Annotated in this window: 24 protein-coding genes; 7 read left to right on the forward strand and 17 right to left on the reverse strand. The window is 68.1% G+C overall.

What is annotated here, in order from left to right; all coding sequences use genetic code 11:
* Both B8W69_RS27465 and B8W69_RS27470 read right to left on the reverse strand, forming a co-directional pair.
* Positions 1-1,540, reverse strand: a 1,540-nt coding sequence (locus tag B8W69_RS27465; RefSeq protein WP_085292867.1) for an Hsp70 family protein, incomplete at its 3' end; no start/stop codon positions are given.
* A gap of 153 nt (positions 1,541-1,693) precedes the next feature.
* Positions 1,694-2,923: a hypothetical protein gene (locus B8W69_RS27470; protein ID WP_085292839.1), complete on the reverse strand. Its 1,230-nt coding sequence runs from the start codon at positions 2,921-2,923 to the stop codon at positions 1,694-1,696.
* A 38-nt stretch (positions 2,924-2,961) separates the two neighbouring features.
* Here B8W69_RS27470 and B8W69_RS27475 point away from each other — a divergent pair, with 38 nt between their 5' ends.
* Together B8W69_RS27475 and B8W69_RS27480 are read left to right on the forward strand one after the other, a co-directional pair.
* Positions 2,962-3,582, forward strand: coding sequence for a TetR/AcrR family transcriptional regulator (locus B8W69_RS27475; RefSeq protein ID WP_085292840.1), 621 nt, complete (start codon positions 2,962-2,964; stop codon positions 3,580-3,582).
* A complete protein-coding gene (locus B8W69_RS27480) occupies positions 3,569-4,063 on the forward strand; it encodes a nuclear transport factor 2 family protein (RefSeq protein WP_085292841.1) in 495 nt (164 codons plus the stop codon). Before B8W69_RS27475 ends, B8W69_RS27480 begins: the two co-directional genes overlap by 14 nt.
* A gap of 3 nt (positions 4,064-4,066) precedes the next feature.
* Here the strand turns inward: B8W69_RS27480 and B8W69_RS27485 are convergent, their stop codons facing one another.
* Together B8W69_RS27485 and B8W69_RS27490 are read right to left on the reverse strand one after the other, a co-directional pair.
* Positions 4,067-4,726: a L,D-transpeptidase family protein gene (locus B8W69_RS27485; protein WP_085292868.1), complete on the reverse strand. Its 660-nt coding sequence runs from the start codon at positions 4,724-4,726 to the stop codon at positions 4,067-4,069.
* Between the two features lie 99 nt (positions 4,727-4,825).
* A complete protein-coding gene (locus tag B8W69_RS27490) occupies positions 4,826-5,503 on the reverse strand; it encodes a phosphatase PAP2 family protein (protein WP_085292842.1) in 678 nt (225 codons plus the stop codon).
* Between the two features lie 80 nt (positions 5,504-5,583).
* Between B8W69_RS27490 and B8W69_RS27495 the strand changes: the two genes are divergently transcribed.
* Positions 5,584-6,066, forward strand: a complete 483-nt coding sequence (locus B8W69_RS27495) for a hypothetical protein (protein WP_085292843.1) — start codon at positions 5,584-5,586, stop codon at positions 6,064-6,066.
* On the opposite strand, the gene B8W69_RS27500 is transcribed toward B8W69_RS27495, so the two are convergent.
* Entirely contained in the window at positions 6,050-6,334 is a 285-nt protein-coding gene (locus tag B8W69_RS27500) for a hypothetical protein (RefSeq protein ID WP_085292844.1), read from the reverse strand. The genes B8W69_RS27495 and B8W69_RS27500 overlap by 17 nt on opposite strands.
* Before the next feature lie 74 nt (positions 6,335-6,408).
* Here B8W69_RS27500 and bluB point away from each other — a divergent pair, with 74 nt between their 5' ends.
* The 3 genes from bluB to B8W69_RS27515 all read left to right on the forward strand — a co-directional run bounded on the left by bluB (position 6,409) and on the right by B8W69_RS27515 (position 8,938).
* The gene (bluB, locus tag B8W69_RS27505) at positions 6,409-7,068 is read left to right on the forward strand and encodes a 5,6-dimethylbenzimidazole synthase (RefSeq protein WP_281255252.1); all 660 of its coding nucleotides are present in this window, start codon (positions 6,409-6,411) and stop codon (positions 7,066-7,068) included.
* Positions 7,069-7,136: 68 nt separating this feature from the next.
* The gene (locus B8W69_RS27510) at positions 7,137-8,564 is read left to right on the forward strand and encodes a sulfatase family protein (RefSeq protein WP_085292846.1); all 1,428 of its coding nucleotides are present in this window, start codon (positions 7,137-7,139) and stop codon (positions 8,562-8,564) included.
* Positions 8,564-8,938: a Stf0 family sulfotransferase gene (locus B8W69_RS27515; RefSeq protein ID WP_085292847.1), complete on the forward strand. Its 375-nt coding sequence runs from the start codon at positions 8,564-8,566 to the stop codon at positions 8,936-8,938. Before B8W69_RS27510 ends, B8W69_RS27515 begins: the two co-directional genes overlap by 1 nt.
* Here the strand turns inward: B8W69_RS27515 and B8W69_RS27520 are convergent.
* Entirely contained in the window at positions 8,927-9,712 is a 786-nt protein-coding gene (locus B8W69_RS27520) for a trans-aconitate 2-methyltransferase (protein ID WP_085292848.1), read from the reverse strand. The two genes, B8W69_RS27515 and B8W69_RS27520, sit on opposite strands and share 12 nt — an antisense overlap.
* A 164-nt stretch (positions 9,713-9,876) precedes the next feature.
* On the opposite strand from B8W69_RS27520, the gene B8W69_RS27525 reads away from it, so the two are divergent.
* A complete protein-coding gene (locus B8W69_RS27525) occupies positions 9,877-11,076 on the forward strand; it encodes an alpha/beta hydrolase family protein (protein ID WP_085292869.1) in 1,200 nt (399 codons plus the stop codon).
* On the opposite strand, the gene eccE is transcribed toward B8W69_RS27525, so the two are convergent.
* The 11 genes from eccE to eccA form a co-directional block, all read right to left on the reverse strand.
* Positions 11,066-12,091 carry a type VII secretion protein EccE gene (gene eccE, locus B8W69_RS27530; RefSeq protein ID WP_110882082.1) on the reverse strand — a complete coding sequence of 342 codons (1,026 nt, stop codon included), beginning with the start codon at positions 12,089-12,091 and terminating at the stop codon, positions 11,066-11,068. The two genes, B8W69_RS27525 and eccE, sit on opposite strands and share 11 nt — an antisense overlap.
* Positions 12,088-13,497: a type VII secretion-associated serine protease mycosin gene (gene mycP / locus B8W69_RS27535; protein ID WP_085292850.1), complete on the reverse strand. Its 1,410-nt coding sequence runs from the start codon at positions 13,495-13,497 to the stop codon at positions 12,088-12,090. The genes eccE and mycP overlap by 4 nt, the downstream gene beginning before the upstream one ends.
* Positions 13,494-14,918: a type VII secretion integral membrane protein EccD gene (gene eccD, locus B8W69_RS27540; RefSeq protein WP_110882085.1), complete on the reverse strand. Its 1,425-nt coding sequence runs from the start codon at positions 14,916-14,918 to the stop codon at positions 13,494-13,496. Before eccD ends, mycP begins: the two co-directional genes overlap by 4 nt.
* Positions 14,919-14,932: 14 nt before the next feature.
* Complete coding sequence (locus B8W69_RS27545) at positions 14,933-15,892, reverse strand: ESX secretion-associated protein EspG (RefSeq protein ID WP_085292852.1); 960 nt, start codon at positions 15,890-15,892, stop codon at positions 14,933-14,935.
* Between the two features lie 11 nt (positions 15,893-15,903).
* On the reverse strand, positions 15,904-16,194 hold the full coding sequence (locus B8W69_RS27550) for a WXG100 family type VII secretion target (RefSeq protein WP_083066139.1): 291 nt from the start codon (positions 16,192-16,194) through the stop codon (positions 15,904-15,906).
* Between the two features lie 32 nt (positions 16,195-16,226).
* Positions 16,227-16,520, reverse strand: a complete 294-nt coding sequence (gene esxG / locus B8W69_RS27555; RefSeq protein ID WP_066947442.1) for a type VII secretion system protein EsxG — start codon at positions 16,518-16,520, stop codon at positions 16,227-16,229.
* Positions 16,521-16,583: 63 nt separating this feature from the next.
* On the reverse strand, positions 16,584-18,077 hold the full coding sequence (locus B8W69_RS27560) for a PPE family protein (RefSeq protein WP_181447503.1): 1,494 nt from the start codon (positions 18,075-18,077) through the stop codon (positions 16,584-16,586).
* A 2-nt stretch (positions 18,078-18,079) separates the two neighbouring features.
* Positions 18,080-18,388: a PE family protein gene (locus B8W69_RS27565; RefSeq protein ID WP_085292853.1), complete on the reverse strand. Its 309-nt coding sequence runs from the start codon at positions 18,386-18,388 to the stop codon at positions 18,080-18,082.
* Positions 18,389-18,431: 43 nt separating this feature from the next.
* Positions 18,432-22,433 carry a type VII secretion protein EccCa gene (gene eccCa, locus B8W69_RS27570; RefSeq protein ID WP_085292854.1) on the reverse strand — a complete coding sequence of 1,334 codons (4,002 nt, stop codon included), beginning with the start codon at positions 22,431-22,433 and terminating at the stop codon, positions 18,432-18,434.
* Complete coding sequence (gene eccB, locus B8W69_RS27575; RefSeq protein ID WP_085292855.1) at positions 22,430-24,052, reverse strand: type VII secretion protein EccB; 1,623 nt, start codon at positions 24,050-24,052, stop codon at positions 22,430-22,432. The genes eccCa and eccB overlap by 4 nt, the downstream gene beginning before the upstream one ends.
* Entirely contained in the window at positions 24,049-25,902 is a 1,854-nt protein-coding gene (gene eccA / locus B8W69_RS27580; protein WP_085292856.1) for a type VII secretion AAA-ATPase EccA, read from the reverse strand. The genes eccB and eccA overlap by 4 nt, the downstream gene beginning before the upstream one ends.
* Between the last annotated feature and the right edge of the window lie 27 nt (positions 25,903-25,929).

The raw sequence follows: 25,929 nt of genomic DNA on the forward strand, positions 1-25,929 counted from the left end.
GGCTGGGAATGGGTTGCGCGCTCGGCGGCGGTGGCGGCGGCGGTACCGCGGTGGGCGGTGGCGGTGCCACCGGATGCGGCGCCACGGAGTTGGCCGGCGGCGCCGGCAGCGGCGCGACGGACGGCGGTGGCGGGGCCGGACGGTTTTCAATCCCGGTCAGCGTGTAGGCCACCCCGCCGATCGCCGTCATGGCGACCACGGCCGACATGCCGATGATCAACTGGGAGAACCGAAGCCGCAGCCGGGGCCGACGTTCCCGCGGCGGTTCGATGACGTTGAGCCGCATCGACCAGCCGGCCGGACCGTCCTCGTCGTAGGTTTCGCCGCCGAACCGCATCCGCAGATCGCCGGGGTATTCGGTCTGAGACCAAGCCAATTCGCGATCGGTCAGCGCCTCGTCGTCGATCACCAGCACATCGCCGGCGCCCAGGTCCACGACATCACCGCTCGCGTCGGCCGAAGCGAGTAGCCCTATCGACGTCCGCGTGCGCAGATCCAGCTCGCCGCCGCGCGAGGCCAGGATCAGCGCCCCGCTGGCCGCGGCCAGGGCCGGTTGCGACGGCGTCAGGATCGGCGTGCGGCCATGCATCGAAAGCCGTTCGGTGACAAGCGGAATGCGCGCGCCGCCACCGACCGTGACCACCGCGGCAAGGTCCGACCAGCTCTTGCGGTAGCGCACCAGCATGTCGTCGAAGGCGTAGATGAAACCGGTCAGCCGGTCCTGGATCAGCTCTTCGAGGTCGTCCTGCGTCAACGTCAGGCTGCAGCTGCGCCCGCCCAGCACCGCGGTGATCTCGGTGGCCATCTCGGTCGAGAGCCGCTCCTTGCCCGCGCGGCATTGCTCCCTGAGTTCGACGAGCTGTCCGACACCGGCAGTGCTGGCCGGGTCGAGGCCGCTGCCGTGACCCAACTCGTCGAAGGCACGCAGCTGCAACTCCTGGTCGATCTCGTCGCCGGACAACGCCGCGTAACGCAATGTGGCGCTGACGAGTTCAAAGTCACCCGCGACATCGACCAAGGTGGCCGACGTGCCGCTGCCGCCGAAGTCGAGCAACCCCACGATACCTTCGTCGGGCAGACCGAGCTCGGACTTCACCGCGGTCAGCGACGCGATCGCGTCCGACACCAGCCGCGGCGCCATACCGCTTCGCACGAAGCCCAGATGCGTTCGCAGGGCGTCCCGCAACGCCTGCACCGTCGCGGGCTTCCAATGCGCCGGCACGGCGATGGAGATCTCCGAGCACGCCGCATCCGCACCGGCGGCAAGCACCATGGCGTCCAGCGCCTCCACCGTCAGCAGCTCCGGATCGTGCGCGGAACCGTCGGGTGACACCAGCGCGACGGAATCACCGATGCGCTCGATAAAGCCCTTCATCGGTACGCCAGGCTCAGCTGGGTACGGGTTCTCTTCGGGTGCACCAATTTTCGGTGCACAGTGCGGATAAAGGGTAAGCACGGACCGGCGGCTAACCGGTGGGCTTCCGTTACGCGCAGCGACCAGGTTCGTGGTCCCGATCGACAACCCGAGTGGGTCGTACATAGAGCGAAAACCTCGTCTATAGGGGTCGGTGGCCAGCGTTAACGATAGCCCCGGACACGCGGAAAGCCGATGCTTCGCAATGTCATTGGTATCCGCTCGATGCGCTTGCGTCACCGAAGCGGTACCGAAAACCCCTTGACAAAAAGCTTTGTGTTACAACACCGTCAGCGGCAGCGAACGCCTGGGCTCGAACTGAAATGTCGATCCCCCACTGACTCTCACCACCGAAACCTCTGGCAGTTCCTCGGCCGGAGTGTCGGTTTCAACCAGTTCGGCCGTCCAGTCGGCGGAGGTACCGCTAACTCGAACCTCGATGCGCGGTTCCACCGCGGTGGCGATCGCCTGGAGCGGCTGCACGGATTCCGGCGAGCACAGCGAGATCCAGGATTTGTCATCGTGGGCCGGCGACGGGTGGGCGTGCAGCCGGTTCGATTCCGTCTCGGCCACAACGTAGCCCGCGGGGTTCAACAGCGGGTGCAGCTCGAGGACGCGCAGCACGCCTTCGGTGCCGCCCGGAAGTTTCAGTGCCCGGTGAATGCGCTCGGCGGCCACGCCCGCGATTCCGATCAGGCCGCGGGTGCACACGCCGATCGCCTCGTCGTCGTTGGCGGCACGCGCCCGCACGGCGATCGCGAACGACAGGTACAGCAGGTGCATCTGCAGGCACACCTCGTCGGCCATCCGGACCAGCGCCGAATGCGAGAAGGCGGCGAAGTCGAAATCGGACAGCAACGGGCCGGAGTAGTCCGCCTGCCCCTCGTCCGAGGGGTCGATGGGGTCGAGTTCCCATGTCGCGGCCCGGGTTTGACTCACGATGTCCAGGGCAGGGATGCTCTGGGCCTCGGGGTAGGACTCGTCGATGATGACGGTCCACGCGCAGTGCGGATGCCGGTCCGCCGGCGTCCGCGGCGGGCGATGAATGGGGCGCACCTGGGCGCGCGGGTTGGTCGCGATCGCGGTGGCGTCGAAGGTCGGGTCCTCGATGGTGTGGCACATGCCGAACACGTACTGCTCGCCCATCGGCTCGACGTCGAGCAGGGCGCCGCAGTGGTCGAGGTGGAATTCGCCGTGCCAGCGGTCGTGCACGGTGTACCGGAAATCCATGAATTGCGGTGGGGCACCGATGTCGAGCTGCAGGCCCTTGAAGATCGTCAGCACGTCGTTGCCCTCATAGTTCAGCGCTTTCTGCATGCGCCGGGTGTAGATCGGGCTGGAGCCCGCCCACTCCTCGATGGCGATCTGCACCATCTCGTCGCGGCCGAATGAGGAGATGCACCAGGCCATCCCGGATCGGTCGATCAGCTGCCCGATCAGCAGCAGTTCGGGAACCAGGACGACGAGTTCGTCACGGGACAATTCCGCGTATCGCGAGGGGCTGCTCACGCCCCAAAAATAGACTCGACTATGTTATAAAGTCAACAATGTCCATCGTCGCTGGCCAGTCCCCCGATCGCCCGGTTGGCCCCACCCGGCGAACCACCGCGCCACGCAAGCGCGGCGATGACACCCGGGCGAAGATCATCGATGAGACGGTCCGCTGCATCGTGGACGAGGGATTCTCCGCCGCCACCGCCAAGCACGTGGCCGAACGCGCCGGCGTGACATGGGGGGTCATCCAGTACCACTTCGGGGATCGCAACGGCCTGCTGATGGCCGTGGTGGACGACGGGGTGGCCCGGCTGGTGGACAGCCTGTCGTCGGCCGACGTCAGCGAGCTGCCGCTGCGCGAGCGGATCGAGGTCGTCGTCGACACCGCCTGGAGCTGCTACAGCAGCCCGACGTCGATGGCCGCCTTCGAAATCCTGCGCGAGACCCGCGGCGGCCCCGACCCGTCGTCGCGGCGCCACCTGCTCGACATGAACTCCGCGGTCGGCCAGCTGGGGCGACTGATCACCACCGATCCCGCGCATGCCGGTGTGGCCGAGGTCATTTGGGCCACGCTGCGCGGTGTGGTGCTGGCGCAGATGGTCACCGGCGCCGCCATCGATTGGACCCTGGAACGACGTGCCCTCGTCGACATGGTCACCCGTGTGCTGCAATGACCTGATGACCCTCGACGATCTCGCCGATATCGAAGCGATCAAGCAAGTCAAATACCGGTATCTGCGCGCGCTGGACACCAAGCACTGGGACGATTTCACCGACACTCTGGCCGAGGACATCAAGGCCGACTACGGGCCGTCGATCGGCAACGAGCTGCACTTCACCAACCGGGCCGACCTGGTGGAGTACATGCGGACGTCGCTGCCCGCGAACGTCATCACCGAACACCGGGTGACGCATCCGGACATCACCGTCGACGGCGACACCGCAAGGGGCAGTTGGTATCTGCAGGACCGGGTCATGGTCGCCGACTTCAACTTCATGTTGATCGGCGCAGCCTTCTACCGCGACACCTACCGTCGCACCGATGCCGGTTGGAAGATCAGCGGCACCGGCTACGACCGAACCTATGACGCCACAATGTCTTTGGAGGGCCTGAACTTCACCCTCAAACCCGGCCGCGCCATCGCCGCCGACTGACGGCTACTTGGTGATGGCGATGACCGCGCCGGGCCGCAGCCATTTCATGATCGACACCAGCTGAGCGTCGTCGACCGCCACGCAGCCCTCGGTGGGTTTCCCGTCGGTGGTGTGGAAGAAGAACGCGGCTCCCCCACCCGGGGTCTTGTTCTTGTTGACGCCCATCACCACGGCGTGCTTGTACTGCGGGATCTGCAGGTTCTCGCTGTCGCTGGTGTTGAACGGGCACTGCGCCTTCTGGCACACCTGCATTGAGTTGAACGTGGGACTGTGGTCGTCGCCGCTCCACCAGTAGTTGGCACCGGAAACCTGGGTGTAGGGCAGCCCGGTACCGGGGTTCGGCGCCGTGCCGAACGCGGAGTCCAGGCTGTAGACGCCCATCGGGGTGGCCGGAACGCCGCTCTTGGCCTGCGGCGCCATGCCCGCCGAACCGACGTGGGTGGGGATGTTGGACCGCAGCGACTGCCAGCCGCTGCCGGTGCGCTGAAAGATCTCCATGGTCGCGTTGGAACCGCCGGTGCTCACCACCGAAACCACCTGGGTCGCATTGCCAACCGCGTTCGCGAACCAGGGAGCGCCTGCGGCGGCACTGATCGGCGCCAGCACCACCGAGGCGAAAATCACGCACGCCGAGGCGCACAGCGAAGTGAGCAGTCGGTGCATGCACTCCATCGTCAAACGGGCACATCGTCAGGGTCAAGTAAAGCTTTAGCCCCGGTTAGGTCACCGCGCCGTGATCAAATGCCCACCGGGACAGCGCCGTTAGGGTACGGCGGTGGTTTCGGACGCGCGCCGCGGGCCGGCGGGGGGCCTGACCGGGGGACGAAAAATCAAGAGACACAACAGGAAATACAGGTATCCCAGCGACCAGCCGGCCAGCACGTCGGACGGGTAGTGCACGTTCAGCGCCACCCGGGAGATGCCGACCGTCAGCAGCAACACCGCCACCACCGCGACGGCGATGCGGCGGATCAATCCGTTCACCATCGGAAAGAAAAAGCACAACACGGCGAGCAGGGCAGCCATCGCTTCCAGCGCATGCCCGGACGGGAACGAGGTGGACGGCGCGGCGACCAGCATGGTCGCCGGCCGCGGCCGGTTGACCAGGGCCTTGGCCGCGGCGGTCGCGAATTCGTTGAGCGGCCCACACGCCAGGACCAGCACCAGCGCGGCCCGCACATTGCGCATCACCAGGGCCGACACCGTCATCGCTATGCCCAGCGCGGACATCGGGACCGGACCCAGCGCATACGACACGCCCTCCCAAAACCGCAGCCAAAGCGGGTGTTTGAGCGCAATGTCGCGGGCCGCGTTCAGCAACGACCAATCCATCCGGTACATCCAGGCCCAGTGCCGGCAATAGCCCGCCCACATCAACGCGTACACCGCGGCGGCCAACACCGCGATCCACACGGCCACCGGCGTCCTCGGACGAGTCATAAGCAACCGATACCAGCAGCGTCGCGGTGAGATGCGGGCGACCCGCGACGCCCGGCGACAAGCGCGGTCATACTGTCGATATGGCCGTCTTCGTCCGTAGGTTGTTCGGCATCGGCAAGCTGCCCGACGAGCTGCACGCGCAGCTCGAGTCGGAGGGCCTCACCTACCTCGCCGACTACGTCGCCGTGACCCGCCGGTTCAGCGGCACCATCCCCGGCGTGCGGCTGCCGCACAGCGTCGCCAGCTACACGGGTTCGCTGGTCTTCACCTCGGAGCGGGTGCTGGCGACGCTGTCGATGCTGCCCCGGCTGGCCGGCCCGACCGTCAACGTGCGGTGGAACGCGCCGCAGACCGGCGCGGCGCAGGTGGAGATCTCGTCGACCGGACTGCAGGTCGACGTCGACGTGTCCCGGGTCGACGAGAAGTTCAGCGGCGAGCTGTCGCTGCACTACAAGGTCGCCATTCCCGACGATGTGCTCGGCGGCCTGCCCCGGCGGTCGCTGGCGTTCGACATGCCACCGGACTACGTGTTCCGCGCGGTCGGAGTTACCTATAGTCCCTGAGCGTGATGCGCGGCCACGGCGGCTGCCGCAGCACGGCCAGACTGCCGAGCACCGCGGCCAGCAGGCCGGTGATCACCCCGATCAGCGCGATGCGGCCCTTGTCCACGGCCGGCGTCCAGGAGGCCTGCCCGTCACGGATGGCGAACACCCCCAGCGGTTGGGTGACCACGATGACGGTGGTGCCGTCCGGAGTTTGATAGGGCTCGCCGTAACGGCGGCCGGCGGCGGCATCGACACCCAGCTGATCGAGTACATCGGAAGGCTTCACGGAAAACCACTCCTTCCTGGGGGTTCAGGCCTTGGCAAGCTCCACGCTAACGCGGATTTCCTACGATGGCTGACGTGACCGGTGAGGCATTCAGTCCGCAGGAGCGGCGGGCCGTCTATCGCGTCATCTACGAGCGCCGTGACATGCGCCGGTTCGTTCCCGGCGCGGTGGTGGACGAGGCCGTGCTGGCGCGCCTGCTGCAGGCCGCGCATGCGGCGCCCAGCGTCGGGTTGATGCAACCGTGGCGCTTCATCCGCATCACCGACGCTGCGCTGCGGCGGCGCATTCACGCCCTGGTCGACGAGGAACGCCCGCGCACGGCGGAAGCCCTGGGCGAGCGCGCCGACGAGTTCCTGGCGCTCAAGGTCGAGGGCATCCTCGAGTGCGCGGAGCTGTTCGTGGTGGCGCTGGGCGACGGCCGCGACGCGCACGTGTTCGGCCGACGGACCCTCCCGCACATGGACCTGGCGTCGGTGTCCTGCGCGATCCAGAACCTGTGGCTGGCGGCCCGGTCCGAGGGCCTCGGCATGGGCTGGGTGTCACTGTTCGATCCGCAACGGCTTGCGGCGCTGCTGGAGATGCCGAACGGCGCCGAACCGGTGGCCATCCTGTGCCTGGGGCCGGTGCCCGAATTCCCCGACCGACCGGCGCTGGAACTGGACGGGTGGGCGGTCGCGCGACCGTTGTCGGAGTTCGTCTGCGAGAACCGGTGGGGTCAACTGCCGGCGCCCTGACGCGTCGGCACTCAGGAAACACCGAGGGAAGTTGCGGTAACGTCGCCGGTCGCAAGGCAATGTGAGAGGTGACACCATTGACGCCGCCCGACATAGCGGACCAAAAACAAAAAACGGGCCACAAAGACAACGTGCTGATCGTGCACTGGCACGACCTGGGCCGCTACCTCGGCGCCTACGGCCACACCGACGTGTCGAGTCCGCGCCTGGACCGCCTTGCGGCCGAGGGCATCCTGTTCACCCGGGCGCACGCCACCGCGCCGCTGTGCTCGCCGTCGCGCGGATCGCTGTTCACCGGCCGCTACCCGCAGAACAACGGACTCATCGGCCTGGCCCACCACGGCTGGGAATACCGCGACGGGATCCGCACCCTTCCTCAGATACTGTCCGAATCGGGTTGGTACTCGGCGCTTTTCGGGATGCAGCACGAAACCTCCTACCCGAAGCGGTTGGGCTTCGACGAGTTCGACGTGTCGAACTCCTACTGCGACTACGTGGCCGAGAAGACCGACGAGTGGCTGCGGCAAAATGCCGAAGGCCTTGTCGGACAGCCTTTTTTGCTGACTGCCGGCTTCTTCGAGACGCACCGGCCCTATCCGAGGGACCGCTACACGCCGGCCGACAGCGCCGAGGTGGACCCGCCCGATTACCTGCCCGACACCCCCGAGGTGCGCGGCGACCTCGCCGACTTCTACGGGGCCATCAGCACGGCCGACGCCGCGGTGGGGCGGCTGCTGGACGCGCTGGCCGACACTGGTCTGGACGCCAACACCTGGGTGGTGTTCTTCACCGATCACGGCCCGGCCTTCCCGCGGGCGAAATCCACGCTGTATGACGCCGGCACCGGCATCGGGTTGATCATTCGGCCGCCCACCAACCGGTCCGTGCCTCCCCGCGTCTACGACGAGCTGTTCAGCGCGGTCGACCTGGTTCCGACGTTGTTGGGGCTGTTGGGAATTGACACCCCGGCCGATGTCGACGGTGTCTCGCATGCGCCCGTTCTGCTGGAGCCGGATCCCCCGCCCACGCCGGTGCGCGATCACGTCTACACCATGAAGACCTACCACGACTCGTTCGATCCGATCCGCGCGATTCGCACCAAGGATTACAGCTACATCGAGAACTACGTGCCCCGGCCGCTGCTGGATCTGCCACTGGACATCGAGGAAAGCCCGTCGGGGCTGGCCGTCGCTCCGTTCGTCAACTCGCCGCGGCCCGAGCGTGAACTCTACGATCTGCGCGCCGACCCCACCGAGACCACCAACCTGCTGGCCGAAGACGGGACCGAGGCGGACGAGGTTGCGGCCAACCTTGCTGTGCGACTTCATGATTGGCGTCAGCGCACCGGCGACGTCATCCCGTCGGAGTTTGCCGGTACCCGCATCTCGGCGCGGTACACCGAAACGTATCTGCAGATCCACCATGCCAAGCCGACCCCCCGCTCGGCCATCGCCGCCGACCGCGGGATCGAAGAAGGCAAGCCCACGCAGCGCTAGTGGCGATCGCGAGCGCGGCGGAGCCGGGCGAAGCGGGTCGCCACCATCCGGCCCAGCGGCGATCGCGAGCGCGGCGGAGCCGGGCGAAGCGGGTCGCCACCATCCGGCCTAGTGGCGATCGGCACATCGTCAACAACCTGCGATGCCAGGAAAACAGCTGGCGCGCCTGGTTTGCCGAGGAAGACATCACGCCCATCGACATCACGTGTCGGGTGTTGTGGCGCAACCTGACCGCGACCGTGGCCACCGTCCTCGAAGCGCTGGGACTGGACGCCGAGGCGGCGCCGATGATGCAACGGCAGGCGAACAACCGCGCCGACGAGTGGGTCGAGCGCTACCGCCGGGAGGCGCCGCTGCTGGGGCTAGCCAGCTGACCGGCTCGCGCCGCCCACCTCGGCGACGACGAACACCCGGCGGAACGGGAAGATCGTCGTCCCGTCGGACCGGGGCGGATAGGCGTCCTGCAGCAGCGGGATCAGCTCCTCGCGGAACTGCTCCCACGTCTCGTTGTCCAGCCGTTCGCGCACCGGCACCAGCGCCGTGCCGGTGATCCATTCCAGCACCGGATGCTCGCCGGTCAGCTGGTGCAGATAGGTGGTCTCCCAGACGTCGACCTTGCATCCCGCGTCGAGCAGCAGGTTGGCGTAATACGCCGGCGGCTGAACCACAGCGCCGACCCGAAATGGTATGTCTCGCAGCAACTTCGCGTACGGCTCCCGGCGGGCCAACGCGCGCACGGCGGCGTAGGACGGCGACTCGAAGTTGCCCGGCATCTGGACGCCGATCCACGATCCGGACGCTAGTTGCCCCGCCCACCGCAGCAGCAGGTCGGCATGTTCGGGAACCCAGTGCAGGGCCGCGTTGCTGACCACCACGTCGGTGTCGGGTTTGGGCTTCCAGTCGCGCAGGTCACCGGTGACGGCGTCGATGCCGCGCTCCTTGGCGGCGGCGACCATCTCCGGCGAGCTGTCTATCGCCTCGACCACCGCGTCCGGCCAGCGCCGGCCCAGATATTTCGTCAGGTGACCGGGACCGCAACCGAGATCGACGACGCGACGAGCCCGCTCGGCGCCCACCCGCGACAGCAGGTCATAGAAGGGGCGGGCGCGATGGTCGGCGAAGGCCAGGTAGACGTCCGGATCCCACATGTCGATCCTCCCGATCCTCGCGCCGCCGCTAGCGGGCCGATAGCAAACCTATAACTTCTATGGTGCGCCGACGCGACCCTTATGGTCCCAGCATGGCGCCGCGACGACCGAAACCGGTCGAAACCCCCGGGAGACGCGTGCCCGTCGGGCTACCATCGGCGTTCGTGGCGTCCGACTCAGATCCGATCGACCCGCCCATCCCCATTCCGGACGTCCCCGGCGCCGATCTACCGGCCGGCGCCGGCGGATTACCCCCCCACTCGGCGTTGTCGCCCCGCCAGCGAATGGTAGTCGAGGCATCGGCCCTCGGCGATCTGGCCCTGCGCACCTGGGTGGCCTCCCTGCTCGCCACCACGGTGGCGCCGTTCGTGGTCGCCGGCACGGTGAGGCAATCCGATTCCGCCAGCGAACGCGGCAACCTCGACTTCTACGCGGAGCTGGGGGCGGCGAAAGACCCGACGCGGTCCTTCCCGCCACCCACCGAGTCGCCCCGGGTGACGTCGCGGCGGGCCAGCCCGCTGGCGGAGTGGATCGCGCGCGGCACGGTCGACGACATCGCGTTCCCCAGCAGCTTCACCGCCATCAACCCCGCCATGCGCACACGTTGGGGCGCCTGGCGATCCAACAACACCGTTCGCGCGCAGCACTGGCGCCACGACGACGGGCCCCGTCCCACGCTGTGCGTGATCCACGGTTTCATGGGATCGTCGTACCTGGCCAACGGGCGGTTCTTTTCGTTGCCCTGGTACTACCGGGCCGGCTACGACGTGTTGATGTACACGTTGCCCTTTCACGGCAAACGGGCCGAAAAGTATTCGCCCTTCAGCGGTTTCGGCTACTTCGCCGGCGGGCTGAGCGGATTCGCCGAAGCCATGGCCCAGGCCGTGCACGACTTTCGTTCCATCATCGACTATTTGCGTCACACCGGGGTGGACCGCATCGCGCTCACCGGCATCTCGCTGGGCGGTTACACCTCGGCGCTGGTGGCCTCGGCCGACGATCGGCTGGAGGCTGTGATCCCCAACTGTCCGGTGGTCACCCCGTCGACGTTGTTCGACGAATGGTTCCCGGCCAACAAGCTGGTCCGGCTGGGCCTGCGCCTGTCCGACATCAGCCACGACGACTTGGCGGCCGGGCTGGCGTACCACTGCCCGCTGAACTACCGGCCGCTGGTGCCCCGGGACCGCCGGATGATCATCACCGGGCTCGGCGACCGGATGGCGCCGCCCGACCATGCCGTCAAGCTATGGCAACACTGGGATCGCTGTGCGCTGCACTGGTTTCCGGGCAGCCACGTGATGCACGTGAGTCAGCTGGACTACCTGCGCCGGATGACCGCATTCCTGCAGGAGGTCATGTTCTGACCACCTCGACGGTGTCGGCACTGCCACCGGTCTCGCCGCGCGGTGCCCGGTGGGCCGCGCCGGCGCCGGTCAGGGTGGGCCAGTGCAGCTGCGAGAGCAGGTCCTCCGGCGCCGCGGTGTGGCCGTCCAACCGATACGTGGACAACAGGTCCAGTGCGGTCAAGGCGGGCAGGTGGTTTCCGCGGTGCGGGGTCAGCCCGTCCACCGGCGCCTTGCCGTCCGGGGCGGTCTCGGTCTGGAACGCGCAGGCCACCGCGACGGTGGGCCGGTCCTTGTCACCGGCAACCTCAAGCGCGGTGCAGGTCTCGCGCGCGGCATACGCCCGGATCGCCTCCAACGTCTCCGGCAACGCGTCGTCCACCTGAATCCGGTATGCCGCAAGGTAATCCGAGGCGCCACGCTGCACTCCGCGCCACCTCTCGCGGGGGTTGGCCGTCAGCAGCCGGGGAATGTCGTCGGCCGCGACGGTGTTGGCTTCCCAACCGATCTCCCGCAGATGATCGGCAAGCCGGCGGGCCGCGACCTGAGCGGTCTCGTGCAACGGGATTCGCGGCGAGCGGGCCTGCAGCGCGGCCAGATTGTCGGGCGCCGATACCGTGAGCCCGATCCAGGTCTCACGGCGTGACGCGTCGGCGGCGTTGTCACGGCTGGTGATTCGGATCTTGTCCGCCCGGATGCCGTAGCGGTCCAGATAGCTCGCGATCAGCGGGAGCGGCAGCACATCGGAGTCGTCGTCCGGTGCGCCGAGGCGAATCAGTGCTGTCGCCGCCGCGTCGGAGGTGGCCGCGGGGACGGCGTTGCCGCGTCCGATCATCGCCAGGCGCCGGCGCAGGATGGTGGTCAAATGCAGACCGCCCCACCAGCCGAACAACACGATCACGACGGCGGCCGCGATGCCCAGCAGCCAGTAGTCGCGGGGCGTCCGCCACGGGTAGGCCATCACCGCGGGCACAATGGCCAGCAGTGCCAACGTCATTCGACCGCTCCCGGGAGTCGGTATCCGATGCATGCTCACGGGGTGGGGTCCTTTCGTCGGCGTGCGGCGATTGCGGTGACGGCGCCGGCCACCGCGACCAGCACGGCCAGCGCGGCGGTGCCGGCCACCGCGACGGTGCGCGGCTTGGTGTCCTTGGGCGCCGGGGCCGGCGGCACGGCCACCGGCTTCACCGATGCCGCGCCGGGCTGGTTACCTGCGGGCAGTTGCCAGGTCAGGGCCGCCACCGGATCCACGCTGCCGGTGCCGACCACGTTCGACGGGTCGCGGGCGCCGTTGTGCGCGGTTGCGGTGATGCGGTGCAGCACCGCGGCGGCGTTCATGTCGGGGTACTTGCTGCGGACCAGCGCCGCGACACCGGCCACATAGCCCGCCGCGTAACCGGTTCCGCTGAGGGCGGCGAGCTGCTGGCGCTCGTCGGGCAGGCCATTGGCCAGCCCGCCGCCGTCGGCGTTGCCGATCGACACGATGCGTTCGCCGGGCGCCGCGACTCCCACCCACGGCCCGGCCACGGTGAATTTCGACGGCTGGCCATCCGGGGTCAGCGACGCCACCGACAACACGTACGGCTGCCACCACGACGGGATGGACACCGACGTGACGCCGGCCCAATTTCGTGGATCGTTCGGTCGGCTCAGGTCGGTGAGCGGATTGGACTCACACGAGGTTCCGCCACCGCTCGCTCCGGTCGGCCCGCTGTTGCCGGCGCCGGCCACGATCACCGCGTCCTTGTCGACCGCCGCGTACCGGACGGCGGCGCCGAGCGCGGCCTGATCGACGGGCCGGTCCACGGGCATGCAGGTGGCCGAGCCGATGTCGATCACCCGGGCACCGAGGTCGGCGGCGTGCACGATCGCCCGGGCGAGCGTCGACACCTCGGCCGACACGCGCGCCATCATCGGATCGCCGCCCGGCGTCCGCGGCGAGAACTTGGCCGACGCCGTCCTGATCGACACCACCCGCGCCGCAGGTGCCACGCCGGAGAACCCGTCGTCGGGCGAGGGCTGGCCGGCGATGACCCCGGCCAGCAGCGTTCCGTTCCCGTCACAGTCGGTCAGCCCGTCGGTGGTCTCGACGAAATCACCGCCCGGTTCGACGTTGGGCAGCCGCGGACCCGGCCGCACCCCAGTGTCGAGCACCGCCACCAGCTGGCCCTCACCCCGCGAGAATTGCCATGCCGCAGGTAGATTCAGCATCGACTGGCTCTGCGTGATGGCACCCGGATCGCTGCCGGGAACGACGCCGGACGTGCTGCAGGGTCCGCGCTGCTCCATCGGCTGCCCGGGCCCCGGCGCCCCGCTGGGCGGTGACGCGCCGGGATCGACCGTCGGCGGGCTGATCGCGGATGCCAGCGGACTCGTCCACGTCACGGCGGCGGGCAGCAAGGCCAATACCGCCGCGCAGCAGACTGATGCCGGCCGAATCATCGATTGAGCACCCAGCCGAACAGACCGACCACGAACGCCATGACCGGGATCAGCGACGCGTCGAGTCCGGTCGCGACGAAGCCCACCAGCCGGCGAACCGGCAGCGAATAGCTGTCCGGCGCACCGATACCCGGGTTCAGCGCCACCACGATCCACACCGCCACGAGCGCCAGCAGCACCAGCACCGCGCCCAAGGCGGCGGCGTAGCGTCCGGTCGAGGTGTAGAGCACCAGCAGCACACCGGCGGCCAGGAAGGGCTGGGCGAGCAGCCACGCCTTGCAGGCGGCCGAGTCCCACACCCGGGCGCGCAGCACGGAGGTCGCAGCGGTGGCCGCCACCACGTACCAGCCCGCACCGCTGAGCGTCTCGGGCCGCAGCGCGATCGCGACCGAACCAAGGACGCTGAGCAGCACCGCTGCGGCGATGAATCCGGTCTGATGCGCGTCACTGATCCGAACCCGGCGCGGCAGGTCCTCGAGCACCCGCAACGACGGCGCCGACGGGGTGGGGTCACCGGGCGCCGGGATGACCGGCAACGGGAAGCGCGCCCACAGTGCGGACAGTTGCGCCGCCTCGATGGTGACCAACAGCGCCGCCACGATCAGCCCGCAGCCGATGGCGATCGGCTTGAGGTGCCAGAGCAATTCGGCGCCGGCGGCCAGCAGAACCCCGGCACCCACCACCGCGGTCGCGGTGAAGAAGCCGGCGATGCGTTCACGTTCGGCGCTCGGCGCCATCAAGGCGATCAGCGACCACGCGGTGACCCCGGCGGCGGCCAGCGTCAACTGGGCGGGGCCGAATTTCCCCGGTACCGCCAGCGCGAGTGCAGCGGCGATGGGAGCCAGCGCGGCGATCGAGAGCGCCATTCCGGTACGCGCCGAGCGCGCGGTGACCAGCAGGCCGACGATCGCGGTCAACGCCGCGATTGCGCTGACGGCGACCAGTCCCAGCAGCTCGCCGGTGGCCACCCGGTAGGTGGCCGACAGCCCGGTGGCCAGGAACGCCACCGCGATAGCCGCAGCCAGAGCGCCACGCTGGATATGTGTTGTGCCCCAGGGCTTGAGCCGGGAGGTGGAGAAGATCATGGCCGCGTCGGCGATGTCCTCGACGATGCCGGGCGCGGCCGGACCGACAGGCACCGCTTGCAGCGCCAGCAGGTCACCGTCGACGACGCCGACCGTGTCCAGGCTGGCGTCCAGGCTGAACGGCGCGCCACCGATGGGGGCCAGGCTCAGCTGGGCCGCCGCGCCGATCTCGGCGGCACCGCGCCCGGCGGCGCCGTCGTCCGAGTCACCGTTGGTCGCGGCGGGAACCACCAGACGCTGGACGGCGGGCAGGATTTCGCGCAGCGGCAGCTCCGCGGGCAAGGCCATTTCCGTCAACCTGCTGTCCGCGAGGATTGCTACGCGGACGATCGGCATGACGGTTCCGGACGTCACCGGACCCTCGTAAAGTGTTGTGGCCGTTGCTCGGACATCGTGCTCTCTTCTCTTTTACTGTGTTGGACGGACAGTGTTGACGGGGAAAAGTCTCGGGCTAACCGGTGTTCGGAGAACCATCCGGCGTCTGGCAGTAGGGCGGTCAGCTGTTCAATCGCGACGGCGATCGCGAATGGCGTTCCGGGCGCGAAGGTCGAAACCCACTCGCCGTCGAAGGCGCGGGACGGACTGACCAGCACCCGCCCCTCGCGTGCGTCGACGATGCTCATCCCCACCTCGCTGGTGGAGTGCCGGCCGTCGCGGTGACAGCCGGCGACGATCTCGACGTAGCTGCGCGGTCCATTGAACACCGATTCCACCACCCTTCGTGCCGATTGCGGAATACCAAGGTAACCAAGGACTTCCGCGAGCGGAGCGCCCGAACGCAGTCGTTCGTCGGCTCGGGCACCGACCCGCGTCGGCAGGCTGAACTCGTCGAACCGGGCGGGCTGGCGTTGCGCCAGGCCGACGGTGAGCACCGGGACCAGGGCACGCGGATCGTCGATGTCCATGGCGGTGAACGTGATCAGCTGCGCGCTGCGCAACGCGACGACCGTGATAGACGGCTTGCCGACCACACCGGTGCGCTGTGCGACGACGCCGCGAAGCAACTCGGCGCCGCCGCCCTCACCGTCGTCCTTGGCGGGGCCGACGTAACGCATGTCCAGCCATCGGTGGGGAAAACACACCACCTTGATCCACTCGGCGACCGCGGGGTTGACGACTCCGCCTTCCGAGACCAGGCCGAGTTCGGTCAGCTCGGCCTTCTGACGGTCGAGGAACGCGTTGCGTTCCGCGGCATCACGATAGGGCGAGGTGATCGCCAATACCCAGGGAAAGCTCCCCGCCCCAATCGTTTCCGCGATGAACCAAGCGTGATCGACCGTCAGTTCGACGGCGTTGGGCTCCGCGTTCATTCAGCTGATTACTAACCGCCCCATTTGGCGGCTTCGGCCTGGTCGCGGGCCAGCATGGACATGGTGTTGGCCTCGTGGGTGCTGGCCATCGACTGGTAGGCGCGCACCAGGCTTTCCATCGCCTGGTTCCACTGGGCCTGCCACACCTGGTAGGTCATACCAGTGTCACCCTGCCAGGCGTTGGACAATGTGGCCTGCTCACTGGCGATGTCGGAACCGAGCCCCTGCAACGTGCCGGCGTAGCCCGACATGTCGGCGGCGTGGCTCAACATCGCTGGGTAGTTGTACATGATCTGCGACATGACAAGTCCTTTCGCGGTAAGTAGCGCTGGAATCAGAAGGCGGTGTAGCCGGATGCGGCGGCGGCGTCGGCGGCCACATAGGTGCCCGCGGCGTCACCGAGGTTGGCCTGGGCGATGTCCAGCAGGGTGTTGACCCGCGCCGCGGCCTCGACGAACCGCGCGTGGGCGGCCTGGAAGGCGGCCGAGGACTCGCCCTGGTGGAATGCCTGCGCCGACATCGCTTCCTGCTCGGCCTGGCTGATCGTGCTGCGCATCAACGCAGCCTTGGCGCTGAAGGCCGACTGTGCGGCCACCAACTGCGGAATGTGAGCGTCCAACATACTCATGTTGATTCCTTTCTGTTGCTTCCGTGGGGGTTTCGGTAATTCACGTTCATCTGGCTGACTGCCTTACCCCCCTTTCCCCGGCTCGGTTGGGCCCGTTCCGTTATCGGCTTCGTGCTCCCACGTGCCGGGCACCATCGGCATGCGTGGGCCGCCGCCGAAGTCGTCGTCGGCCAGCTTGGTCAATCCGGCCGCCTGAAACGCCTTCTGTCGCTGCGTGGTTCCGGCGAACCCCAGAGCCCCGGCACCCTGGGCGGACGCGACGGCCGCGGCCAGCTCCTCCTCGTCGCCGAAGTCGGGTGGCACACCGAAATCCGAGTCCATGTCTGCGAACTCGTCGGCGTGGTCATGCAATGCGGCCCGCCGGCGGCGTCGGGCCCGGGACTCGGCCCGGCTCGCCGCCGCGGCACCGGCCGCCGGGATGGTCGCCGCCGGAGCCTTGGCCCCGCCGCGACCACCCAGGATGGGCCCGACCCCGGTGTCAGGGTCACCGCCCATGGCGATCAAGTAGGCGAAGTTGCCGGCCGCTGCCGCCGGCGCCGGCGCGGCGGGCGCACCGGAACCCGCGGCGACCGTGGTGGCCGGGGCCCCTGCCGGAGTCGCCACCGTCGGGGCCAGCGCGACCGCCGGCAGCATGGACGGCGGCTTGTTCGACGTCAGCACGGGGGCCACGACGGCGGGGGCGGCATCGGGCGCGGCCTCGACGGGCGTGGTGAGCAGGGAACTGAGCCCGATGCCCAGCAACAGCGGGATCAGGAGCGGTGCGGTGAGGATCGCACCCCAGGTCGGCCAGCCGACGGCGTTGAAGAACACCTGGTAGGCAACGAAGAACAACAGCGGCCCGTTGGCGGCCAGGAACGCCGGCAGATTCGAGAAGAAGTTCTGCATCATCTGCTGGATGTTCTGGAAGAAGTCCTGGAAGAACTTGGACAGCTGCTGGATGAAGTTCTGCCACCAATCCCCGGGGCCGTTCTGCGTGGCGTTGGACGCGACATCGTTGGTCTCGCCGCCAGGATTCATGATGGAAGGCGCCGCCATGGTGCGCGGCGCCGCCGCCAGGGCCGAGCCCGACACCGCCTGGTAGGTGCCCATCGTGGTGGCCGCCTGGACCCACATCCGCGCGTAGTCGGCCTCGTTGACGGCGATCGGAATGGTGTTGATGCCAAAGAAATTCGTCGCCAATAGCACGCCGTGCACGGTGTGATTGGTGGCCAGTTCGGCCAGCGTCGGCATGGTCGCCAATGCGGCCGTATACGCCGTCGCCGCGACCTCCTGCTGCGTGGCGGCACCCGCGCTGTCGACACTGGCCTGCTGCAGCCACGCCAGGTACGGCAGGTGGGCCGCCACATACTGCTCGGCGCTCGGGCCCTCCCATGCTCCGGCCTGGGCCTCCCCCAACAGCCCACTGAGTTCGGCTGCCGCCGAGGCGTATTGGGTGCTCAACGAGGTCCATGCGCCGGCGGCCGCCATCAGCGACCCCGGACCTGGACCGGCGCTGAGCAACGCCGAATGCACCTCGGGTGGCGACGCCATCCAGATGGGTCCGAAGGGGGATGTCATGCTCAGGCGCCCGCGATCCTATACGTCGCGGCGGCCGCGGTGTCGCCCGCGAGATAACTTGCGCCGGCCTGCCCGACGCCGACGCCGGCGCGGCCAAGCTCTTCGACGCCCTGTGCGGCCATGGCCGAGTGCTCCTGGCCCCGAGCGCTGAATCCGACGGCCGTTTGCAGGGATACCGGATCGACCGCCGGCGGCACCACCGCGGTGATCGCCGGAGCCGCCGCCGCATGCGCGGCCGCCAGCCGTGCCGTCAGGGCCTCCACCGCCGCGCTGGTCGCGGCCAGACCTTCGGGAACCACTCGTAGGGTCATGGCTACTCCTTTCCTGGTCCTTCTCTTCGGACTTGCATAAACATCAGTGGGCGAAACCGTCGGTAGCGCCCTCGATCACGGACTCCGCGACCAACGGGTTGACCAGCTGCACGTACGTCGGGGCGTCGCTGTCGCCCAGCAGGATCGCCCGCCCGGCAGGCAGCCGGCCGAACCGCTGACCGCGGATCTTTCCGCTGTCCTGCGGGTTGCCCGCCAGCATCAACGTGGTCGCCTGCAGGTCGTTGAACCGGCGCAGCAGCGGGTTGGTCATCAGGGCGTGCCCCGAACCGGTGGCCCGTGCGGTGACGATCACCCGCAGCCCCAAATCGGCTGCCTGCGAGAGCAATCCGATCAGCGCGGTCCACGGCCGCTGCCCCACGTAGGGGCCGCTCATCGCCGGCGAATCCGGTATCTGGTCGACGTCGTCGATGATCAGATAGTGGGTGTGGCCCGCGTAGCGCCAGTGGGCCAGCTCGCCGGGGGACAGGCCGGCCGGTGGCCGGCGCGATTCGATGAGGTTGGCCAGCCCCAGCATCGCCGGGATGATGCGGTCGATGTTGGCGGTGTACTCGTTGTCGGCGAACAGCGGCTCGTCGACGAGGTGCAACCGCCGGTCCAGCACCGTGAAGGCCACCTGATCGGGCGTGGAGTGCTCCCGGACGGTGCGAATGAGGTGGCGCAGCAGTGTGGTCTTCCCGGACTTGCTGTCGCCGAACACCATCAGCAGCGGGTTCTCGGCGAAGTTGACCACCACCGGCGCGAGGTCCTCCTCGCGCTGGCCGATGACGACCTGCTCCGGCCCGCGATACAGCGACCCGACCGCTTCCGGCACCAGGTTGGTCGGCAGCAGCCGCACCGGCGGCGCGGTGACGCCCGGGTAGCGCGCATTAAGCGCGGCGACTGGGTCTGTTTCCGCGTGCAACGCGGGATCTGCGAACAGGAAATGCTCTGCGGCCATGGTCAATCCACGTCCCGGCTGGTCGTGCGGCACCGCTTCGGCAGGGCGCCGCAGGGCACCGACCACCCGGACGTTGCTGTCCCGCGGGTCGTGCAGCTTGAGCTCGAGCCGCAAGCCGAGGCCGTCGCGCATGGCCAACGGAACCTCGAGCCAGCTGGGGGTGGTGATGACGACGTGGATGCCGTACGCGAGACCGATGTTGACCAGCTCGCTGACCCTGGCCAGCAACGGGTTTCGGGTGTTGAACTGGTCGGTGTTGTCCCTGCCGAACGCGTAGAGGTTGTCGATCACCAGGAACACCTCGCCGAACCCGTCGTCGGGGGCCGCACCGCGGGAGTCCCGGAACGCCTCTCGGCGCTGCCGCGACAGCAGCAGCTGCTCGAGTTCGCCGAAGGTGCGCCGGATGCGTTCGGGCTCCAGCGCCGAGGCCACGCTGCCGACGTGCGCCAGGTCTTCGAGCGCCCGCAGCTTGCCGCCGCCGTAGTCCAGGCAGTAGAAGGTGACCTCGCGCGGCGAGTGCAGATTGGCCGCGGACAGGATGAACGTCTGCAGCGCGGTCGACTTGCCCGATTTCGGGCCACCGTGGATGACCATGTTTCCGGCCGACGAGGCGGCGTCGAACACCAGCGGATCGCGGCGCATCTCGAACGGCTTGTCGATCTCGCCGAGCGGCCACTGCCACTGTCGAGGCGGGACGCCGGCGCGGGCCAGCATGGCGGTCAACGGGATCGGCTCGTCCAGCGGCGGCAGCCAGAGCTGCGGCGCCCGAGGACCGTAGCCGGCCAGCTGGTCGCCGATGGTGGCGATCAGCTTGCGCGGCGGCCCGGTGAATTCGTCTTCCTCGGGGGCGGCGACCACGGTGTCCTGATCCGGTTCGACGCGCCCGGCCGTGAACAGCTTCGGCTCCGGGATGGACGGCACGACAAAGGATTTGGCCTTCTGCGGCGGATCGTAGATGCCGTCCACATAGGTGCTGCGGAACTTGATCGGCGTCGCACCCGGGGCGGGCACCAAGAAGCCAACGCCCTTGTGCTCCTTGCCGGACTCGATGTGGTAGGCGTCCTCCACACCGATGATCTGGCGCGAAACGCTGGGGCTGGCCACCTTCAAACCGATGCGGTAGGAGGTGTTCTTGTCGATGTCCTTGATCTTGCCGACATCCAGCGTCTGCGACGCGAACAGGATGTGGATGCGGAACGAGCGGCCTTTACGCGCAACGTAATCGAACAGCTCCGCGTATTCGGGGTGGTCGGCCAGCATCAGGGTGAACTCGTCGGCGACCACGAACAGCGTCGGGATCGGCGGCAGATCATGTCCGGCGGCGATGGCGGCCTCGTACTCCACCACCGAGTTGAACGCGCTGCCCTGGACCCGGCGGCCCGCTTCCCGCAGCAGCGTCTCCCGGCGGGCCACCTCGCCGCGCAGCGTGTCGGCGAAGCGGTCGGCCAGCGACTTCTTCTCCGCCATGTTGGAGATGACGGCGACGACCTGCGGGAAGTTACGGAAGCTGTCGGCCCCGGCCTCACCCTTGAAGTCGGCGTAGATGACGATCAACCGATCGGCCGAATGAGTCGTCAACAGCGACAACAGGATCGACATCAGGGTCTGGGACTTACCCGAACCCGTCATACCGATCATCAACCCGTGCGGGCCCATGCCGCCCTCGGCTTCGTCCTTGAGGTCGAACATCAGTGGCTCACCGGTCGCGGTGACGCCGATCGGAATACGCAGCTCGTCCTCACGGCGACGCGGCGCCCACAGCGTGGGCACGTCCAATTGGGAGGCATCCGAAATGCCCAGCATCGTGGTGAACGTGGCACCGCGGGTGGCCGCCGAGCGCAGCCCGGTGTGGGTCGGGTTGGAGTCCCAGCGTGCCAACTGGCGCGCCAGATGCGCGGCCTCGTCGGCGCTGAATTGGTCGGCGTTGTCGATGTAGGGCTGCCAGCCGCCAGTCTGCCAGCGCTTGATGGCGACCGCGCGGCCGCCGCCGTCCCGCCCGGAGACGCGCAGGATCGGCTTTTCGGGATCCGAATACTGCTCACGGTTCGGCGCCGTGGCGCTGCGCTGCACGACGGTGACACCCGCCCGGCCCAGCGCCAGCGTCGACGCGTTGAGGTCGTAGTCGGGGTCGTCGATGACGATCAGCAGGTGACGGAGCGCATCGGCGGGCTCGCCGGTGAACGCCGGACGGTCAACGAGGGCCGAACCCAGGCTGGCGACCAGGTCGTCGGCGCTGGTCGACATGAACCGCGCCGGCCCGACCCCGTCGAGCTCACCCGGAACGTCGATGTGCGGCAACCACTTCAGCCAGGACCAGTCCGGGCTCTCCAGATTCGGGGCCACCAGCGCGATCCCGAGCACGGTCGGGTCGTGCCAGGTCACCGCCTGAGCGACCCAGGCGCGCAACGCCGCCCGCGCCTCGTCTTCCTCGCCCAGCACGGTGATCCGGGAGACCTTGGTCAGGTCGATTCCGGTCGGCACGTCGCGCACTGTGCGATGGGTGTCGAGCAGGCTGCGTAATGCGCTGTGCGACACCGGTTCCAGGTCGATTTCGTCCGCGGTGTCATTGACCCGCAGGGCGGTAGCCAGCGGCACCTGGTGGCGGCCGGCCCTTAGCACCAGGAAGTCGGGATCGTGCGGGTCACGCTCCCACTGGCGACGCGTTCCCGGCACGGTCGCCAGCGCGGACGGCTCCGGGTGGGACCACTGCGCCGCGGCGCGCTGCGCGGTGGCCTGGGTGCGGATGTTGTCCCGGACCACCGACAGGTAACGCAGGTAATCGGCACGCTCGGCGTCGACCTCCTCGGTGCGCATCTTGTTGTCGCCACCGCGATACATGGCGGTGGCGGCGAGCAACAGCACGAACGGGAAGAACAGGGTCTGCGGGGAGATCATCCGCATTCCGGTGGCGAACAGGGCGACGATCATGCCGACGATCAGGATCACCAGCACGTAGGGCATCGCCCGGCGCAGGAACGACGGCGGAATTACACGGGGCAGTTCGGGTGGTGCCTCGATGGCGATGGTCCCCTTGCGGGTGACCGGCGGCGCCAGGCGCCGGCGCGCTTCGAAGATCAGTCGGCTCATCGGGGGGCTCCCTCGGCAGATGCCACACGGCCGGGCTTCTGATCGGGCGTCAACCCGTCATGAGCCAGCAGCGCGTCGGCGCGCGATAACGTCGGACCATTCGCGAACAGCGACAACACCGACCACGGAACGGGGACCGGTGATCCGTTAAGGCCAAGGGCCTCAACTGTTTTGCCGTGTCCGGCGGCGGAGTGCTCCGACTCGTTGTCGATGCCGTAGCGGACACCGGTGTCAGAGACCCAGAACAACGACCCGGTGCCGGGCGAGTCCGGGCCGCCGCCGACGGTCTGGGTGAAGTAGCCGGTGCCCGGAGCCAAAGCGACGCGGGTGGCCACTAAACCATTCGTCGCGGCGCCGCCGCCCACCAGATCGACGGTGCGGATCGATTCGGCGATCGGCAGCGCGGAGCCCGACATCAGGTGCAGCGAGCTGGTCGCGGCCCCGGCAGGCTTGCTCCAATAGGCGCACGTGACAGGCGATTTGGCCGCATCGACCACGCTGACCTGCTGATCCGGATACCGCGCGGTGTCCAGCATCCGCGACACGGGCAGCTTGGCCACCGCGTCGGCACCCAGCCGCGGCGGTTGGTCCAGCCCATAGGAATTGGTGTTGCGCAGGATCGCGGCGAGCACCGGTGAGATCTGCTGCAGGCCGTCGGGCATCACCGCGTAGTAGCGCGGGGTGCCCGAGGAACTCTGCTCCAGGGCGTAGGAGACCACCACCGCGCCGATCGGAGCGGGCACGTTGAACGGGGCCGGGGCGCCGGCGTTCGGGATTCCGGGGGCCGTCAGCGACGGTGCCTCCGGGATCGCGTTGAACAGGCCCAGCGCGATGGGTCGGGGCGCGGGCACCTCGGAGTTGTTCTGCCCCAGGCCAAGTGCGTTCGTGATCGCGTGGTCGGTCAGGTTGATCTGCGAACGCTTGCCGTCCCACAACAGCCAGGTGCTGCCGTCCCGGTCGACGAGGATCGCCTGCTGCGACGCGAGCGTCGCCGCGCGCGCACCGCTGCTGTCCGGCTGGCCCGCGATCACCGTGACGCCGGTGCTGTGGGCGGCGTGCCCGCCCTGGGCCGGCTCGCTGACGGCGTCGCACACCGTCCAGTTCGCGTCGCGCGAGGGGTTTTGCACCATGCGCTCCGGCGCACCTGGGATGCCGATCAGGTTGCCGCGCGGAAAGCGGTCCAGCTCACTGCTTTTCACCATCGTGGGGTCGACGGCGTGGCCGGTGATCAGCCGGGCGGAGGTCAGGTTGAGCACCGGGTGCAGGTCGTCGCCGACACGGACGTACAGCGCGGCCGTCGAGCGGTCGGCCAGCACGGCGTTGGTACCCACCGTCCCGCTGGGCCGGATCAGCGAGAACACGAAGCACCCCGCCAAGCCGGTGACCAGCAGGACCGCGCCCATGGCCACCGCGCGCGACTGCGTGCGCAGCGGGTCGACCAGCATCCTGGTGTCATGCAAGGCGATACCGGAGGCGATCCGGCGCATCACGAACCGCCAGCCGGTGACCTGGTGACGGGTGACGAAACCGCGGCGGTACTCGACCTGGTCGGGGTTGTCGTTGACCGGCGTGCGTGAGGTGAACGAACGGCGTTCGTCGGACTCGTGATTGGAGGTCATGCCGGCTCCTGCAGACCGAGGCCCTGCAACAACGGCCCAACCGAATTTCGGACGTCGTCAGCGGTGATGGTAACCAACTCCTCGTCGGTAAACTCGCCGGTTTGGGCGTGCTCGGAGTGGTCCAGCCGGAATTCGCGTTCCTCCTCGGACTTTTCGACCACGTTACGAACGAACCGGCCGTTACCGGCGATATCGAGGCCGCGGCGTTCCACGCCGGCTGCATCGGGTTTCGACAATTCGGCCAGATGCGAGAACAGCGCCTCGAGATCACGGAGCGCGGGCTCGTCGAACGCGCTGTCGCGCTTGGCGGCCATGAAGTTCGCGATCTCGATCAGCTCGGGCGACTTGTACGACGGGAAGTCAATGCTCCGGGTGAACCGCGAGCGCAGACCTTGGTTGGTGTCGAGAAACCGATCCAGGTCCGCGCGGTACCCCGCGATAATCACGACAAGCCGATCCCGGTCGTTCTCCATCCGGGCCAGCAGGGTATCGATGGCCACCAGACCGAAGTCGTTCTTGGCGCCCGTTGCCACCAGTGAGTAGGCCTCGTCGAGGAACAAGACTCCGTCAAGTGCGCTGTCGATGATCGCGTTGGTCTTGGCCTCGGTTTCACCGATGTGCTGCCCGATCAGGTCGGCGCGGTGCACCTCTTTGATGTTTTCCTTCTTCAAAAGACCAAGGCCGCAATAGATTTTGGCAACCACGCGCGCGATGGTGGTCTTGCCGGTTCCGGGCGGCCCGGTGAACACCAGGTGGTGGGTACGCTGGGCCACCTCGAGCCCGCGCTGCTTACGCACCAGCTCCATGGCCACCGCACTCTTAAGCCGCGCTACCTGGTCTTTGACCTTGTTCAAACCGATGAATTCGTCGAGCTCACGTTCTGCCTCCGCCAGCAGTACGCGCTTGCGTTCCTGGGCTTCGGGGTCAACGAAATCGCCGGGCCCCGGCTCGGTTTCCGGGTTCCACGGATCGGTGCGGGCCTGAATGCGTCCCGCGGTCGTGGTGACAATCCCAAAACTGGTGTCGGACAACGCATGTTCGACCTGTTCGTTTTCGGGGTGAGCCGCGTACAGATCCTGTAGAACCTCGCTCGCCGAGTCCTCGTCCACGTGTGCACGCAACACGAGCGCCTTGGCCAGGGTGCCGTCGAGCTCCGCGACCGCGACGGGACCTTCGGGCTCCTCAAGATAGGACAACGCCGGCGCGAACATGCCGAGGCGGGCGAGCGAGATGCCCAGGGTGATTTTGGCCGCGTGCGAGAACGCCGGGTCGAGGTCTTCGTTGTTGACGACCGTGGTCAGCAGCTTGACGACGTCCGACCACCGCTCGGCGCGGTAGTTGATGACGACGGACACCCAGCGGGCCTCGCGCCAGTTCGGGCGCTTCACGGTCAGGCGGCCGACGATTTCATCAGCTTCAGCAAATCGACCTTCGGTTGCCAGCGACGCCGCGTAGGCGAGGTGGAACTCGTCGGGCGTCGAGGCGCGAAACTGCAGATACAGGCCAGTGTCGTAGCGGAAGCTCACGGTGCCCGGCGTCAGTTCGACCTGCCGCTGCAGCACGCCGGCCGTGGCCGCGGTGCGCGAGACGGCTTCCAGCACCCGGAAGGACGTGTCACCTGCAGCGGCCAGTCCCGTCCAGGCATCGCACTGGTCGTGAGCGAGGCGGGTCAGCGCCGCGAAACCTGAGCGGGCAGCGGGTGGATCGGCTGGGCGCTGGCGCTGGTAGACCGCGATGCCCAGCGCGCGACAGCACGTAGCGAACCTACTGACGATGTCGCTGTCAACCCTGACATCCACCCGCGAATTGACGGGCTGAGCTGTGAGCATGCCGGTGTCACCGAGTTCCACGGCCGGGTCTTTTCATGTATGTAGTCT

The sequence above is a fragment of the Mycolicibacterium vulneris genome, assembly GCF_002104765.1.
GTDB classification, from domain to species: domain Bacteria; phylum Actinomycetota; class Actinomycetes; order Mycobacteriales; family Mycobacteriaceae; genus Mycobacterium; species Mycobacterium vulneris.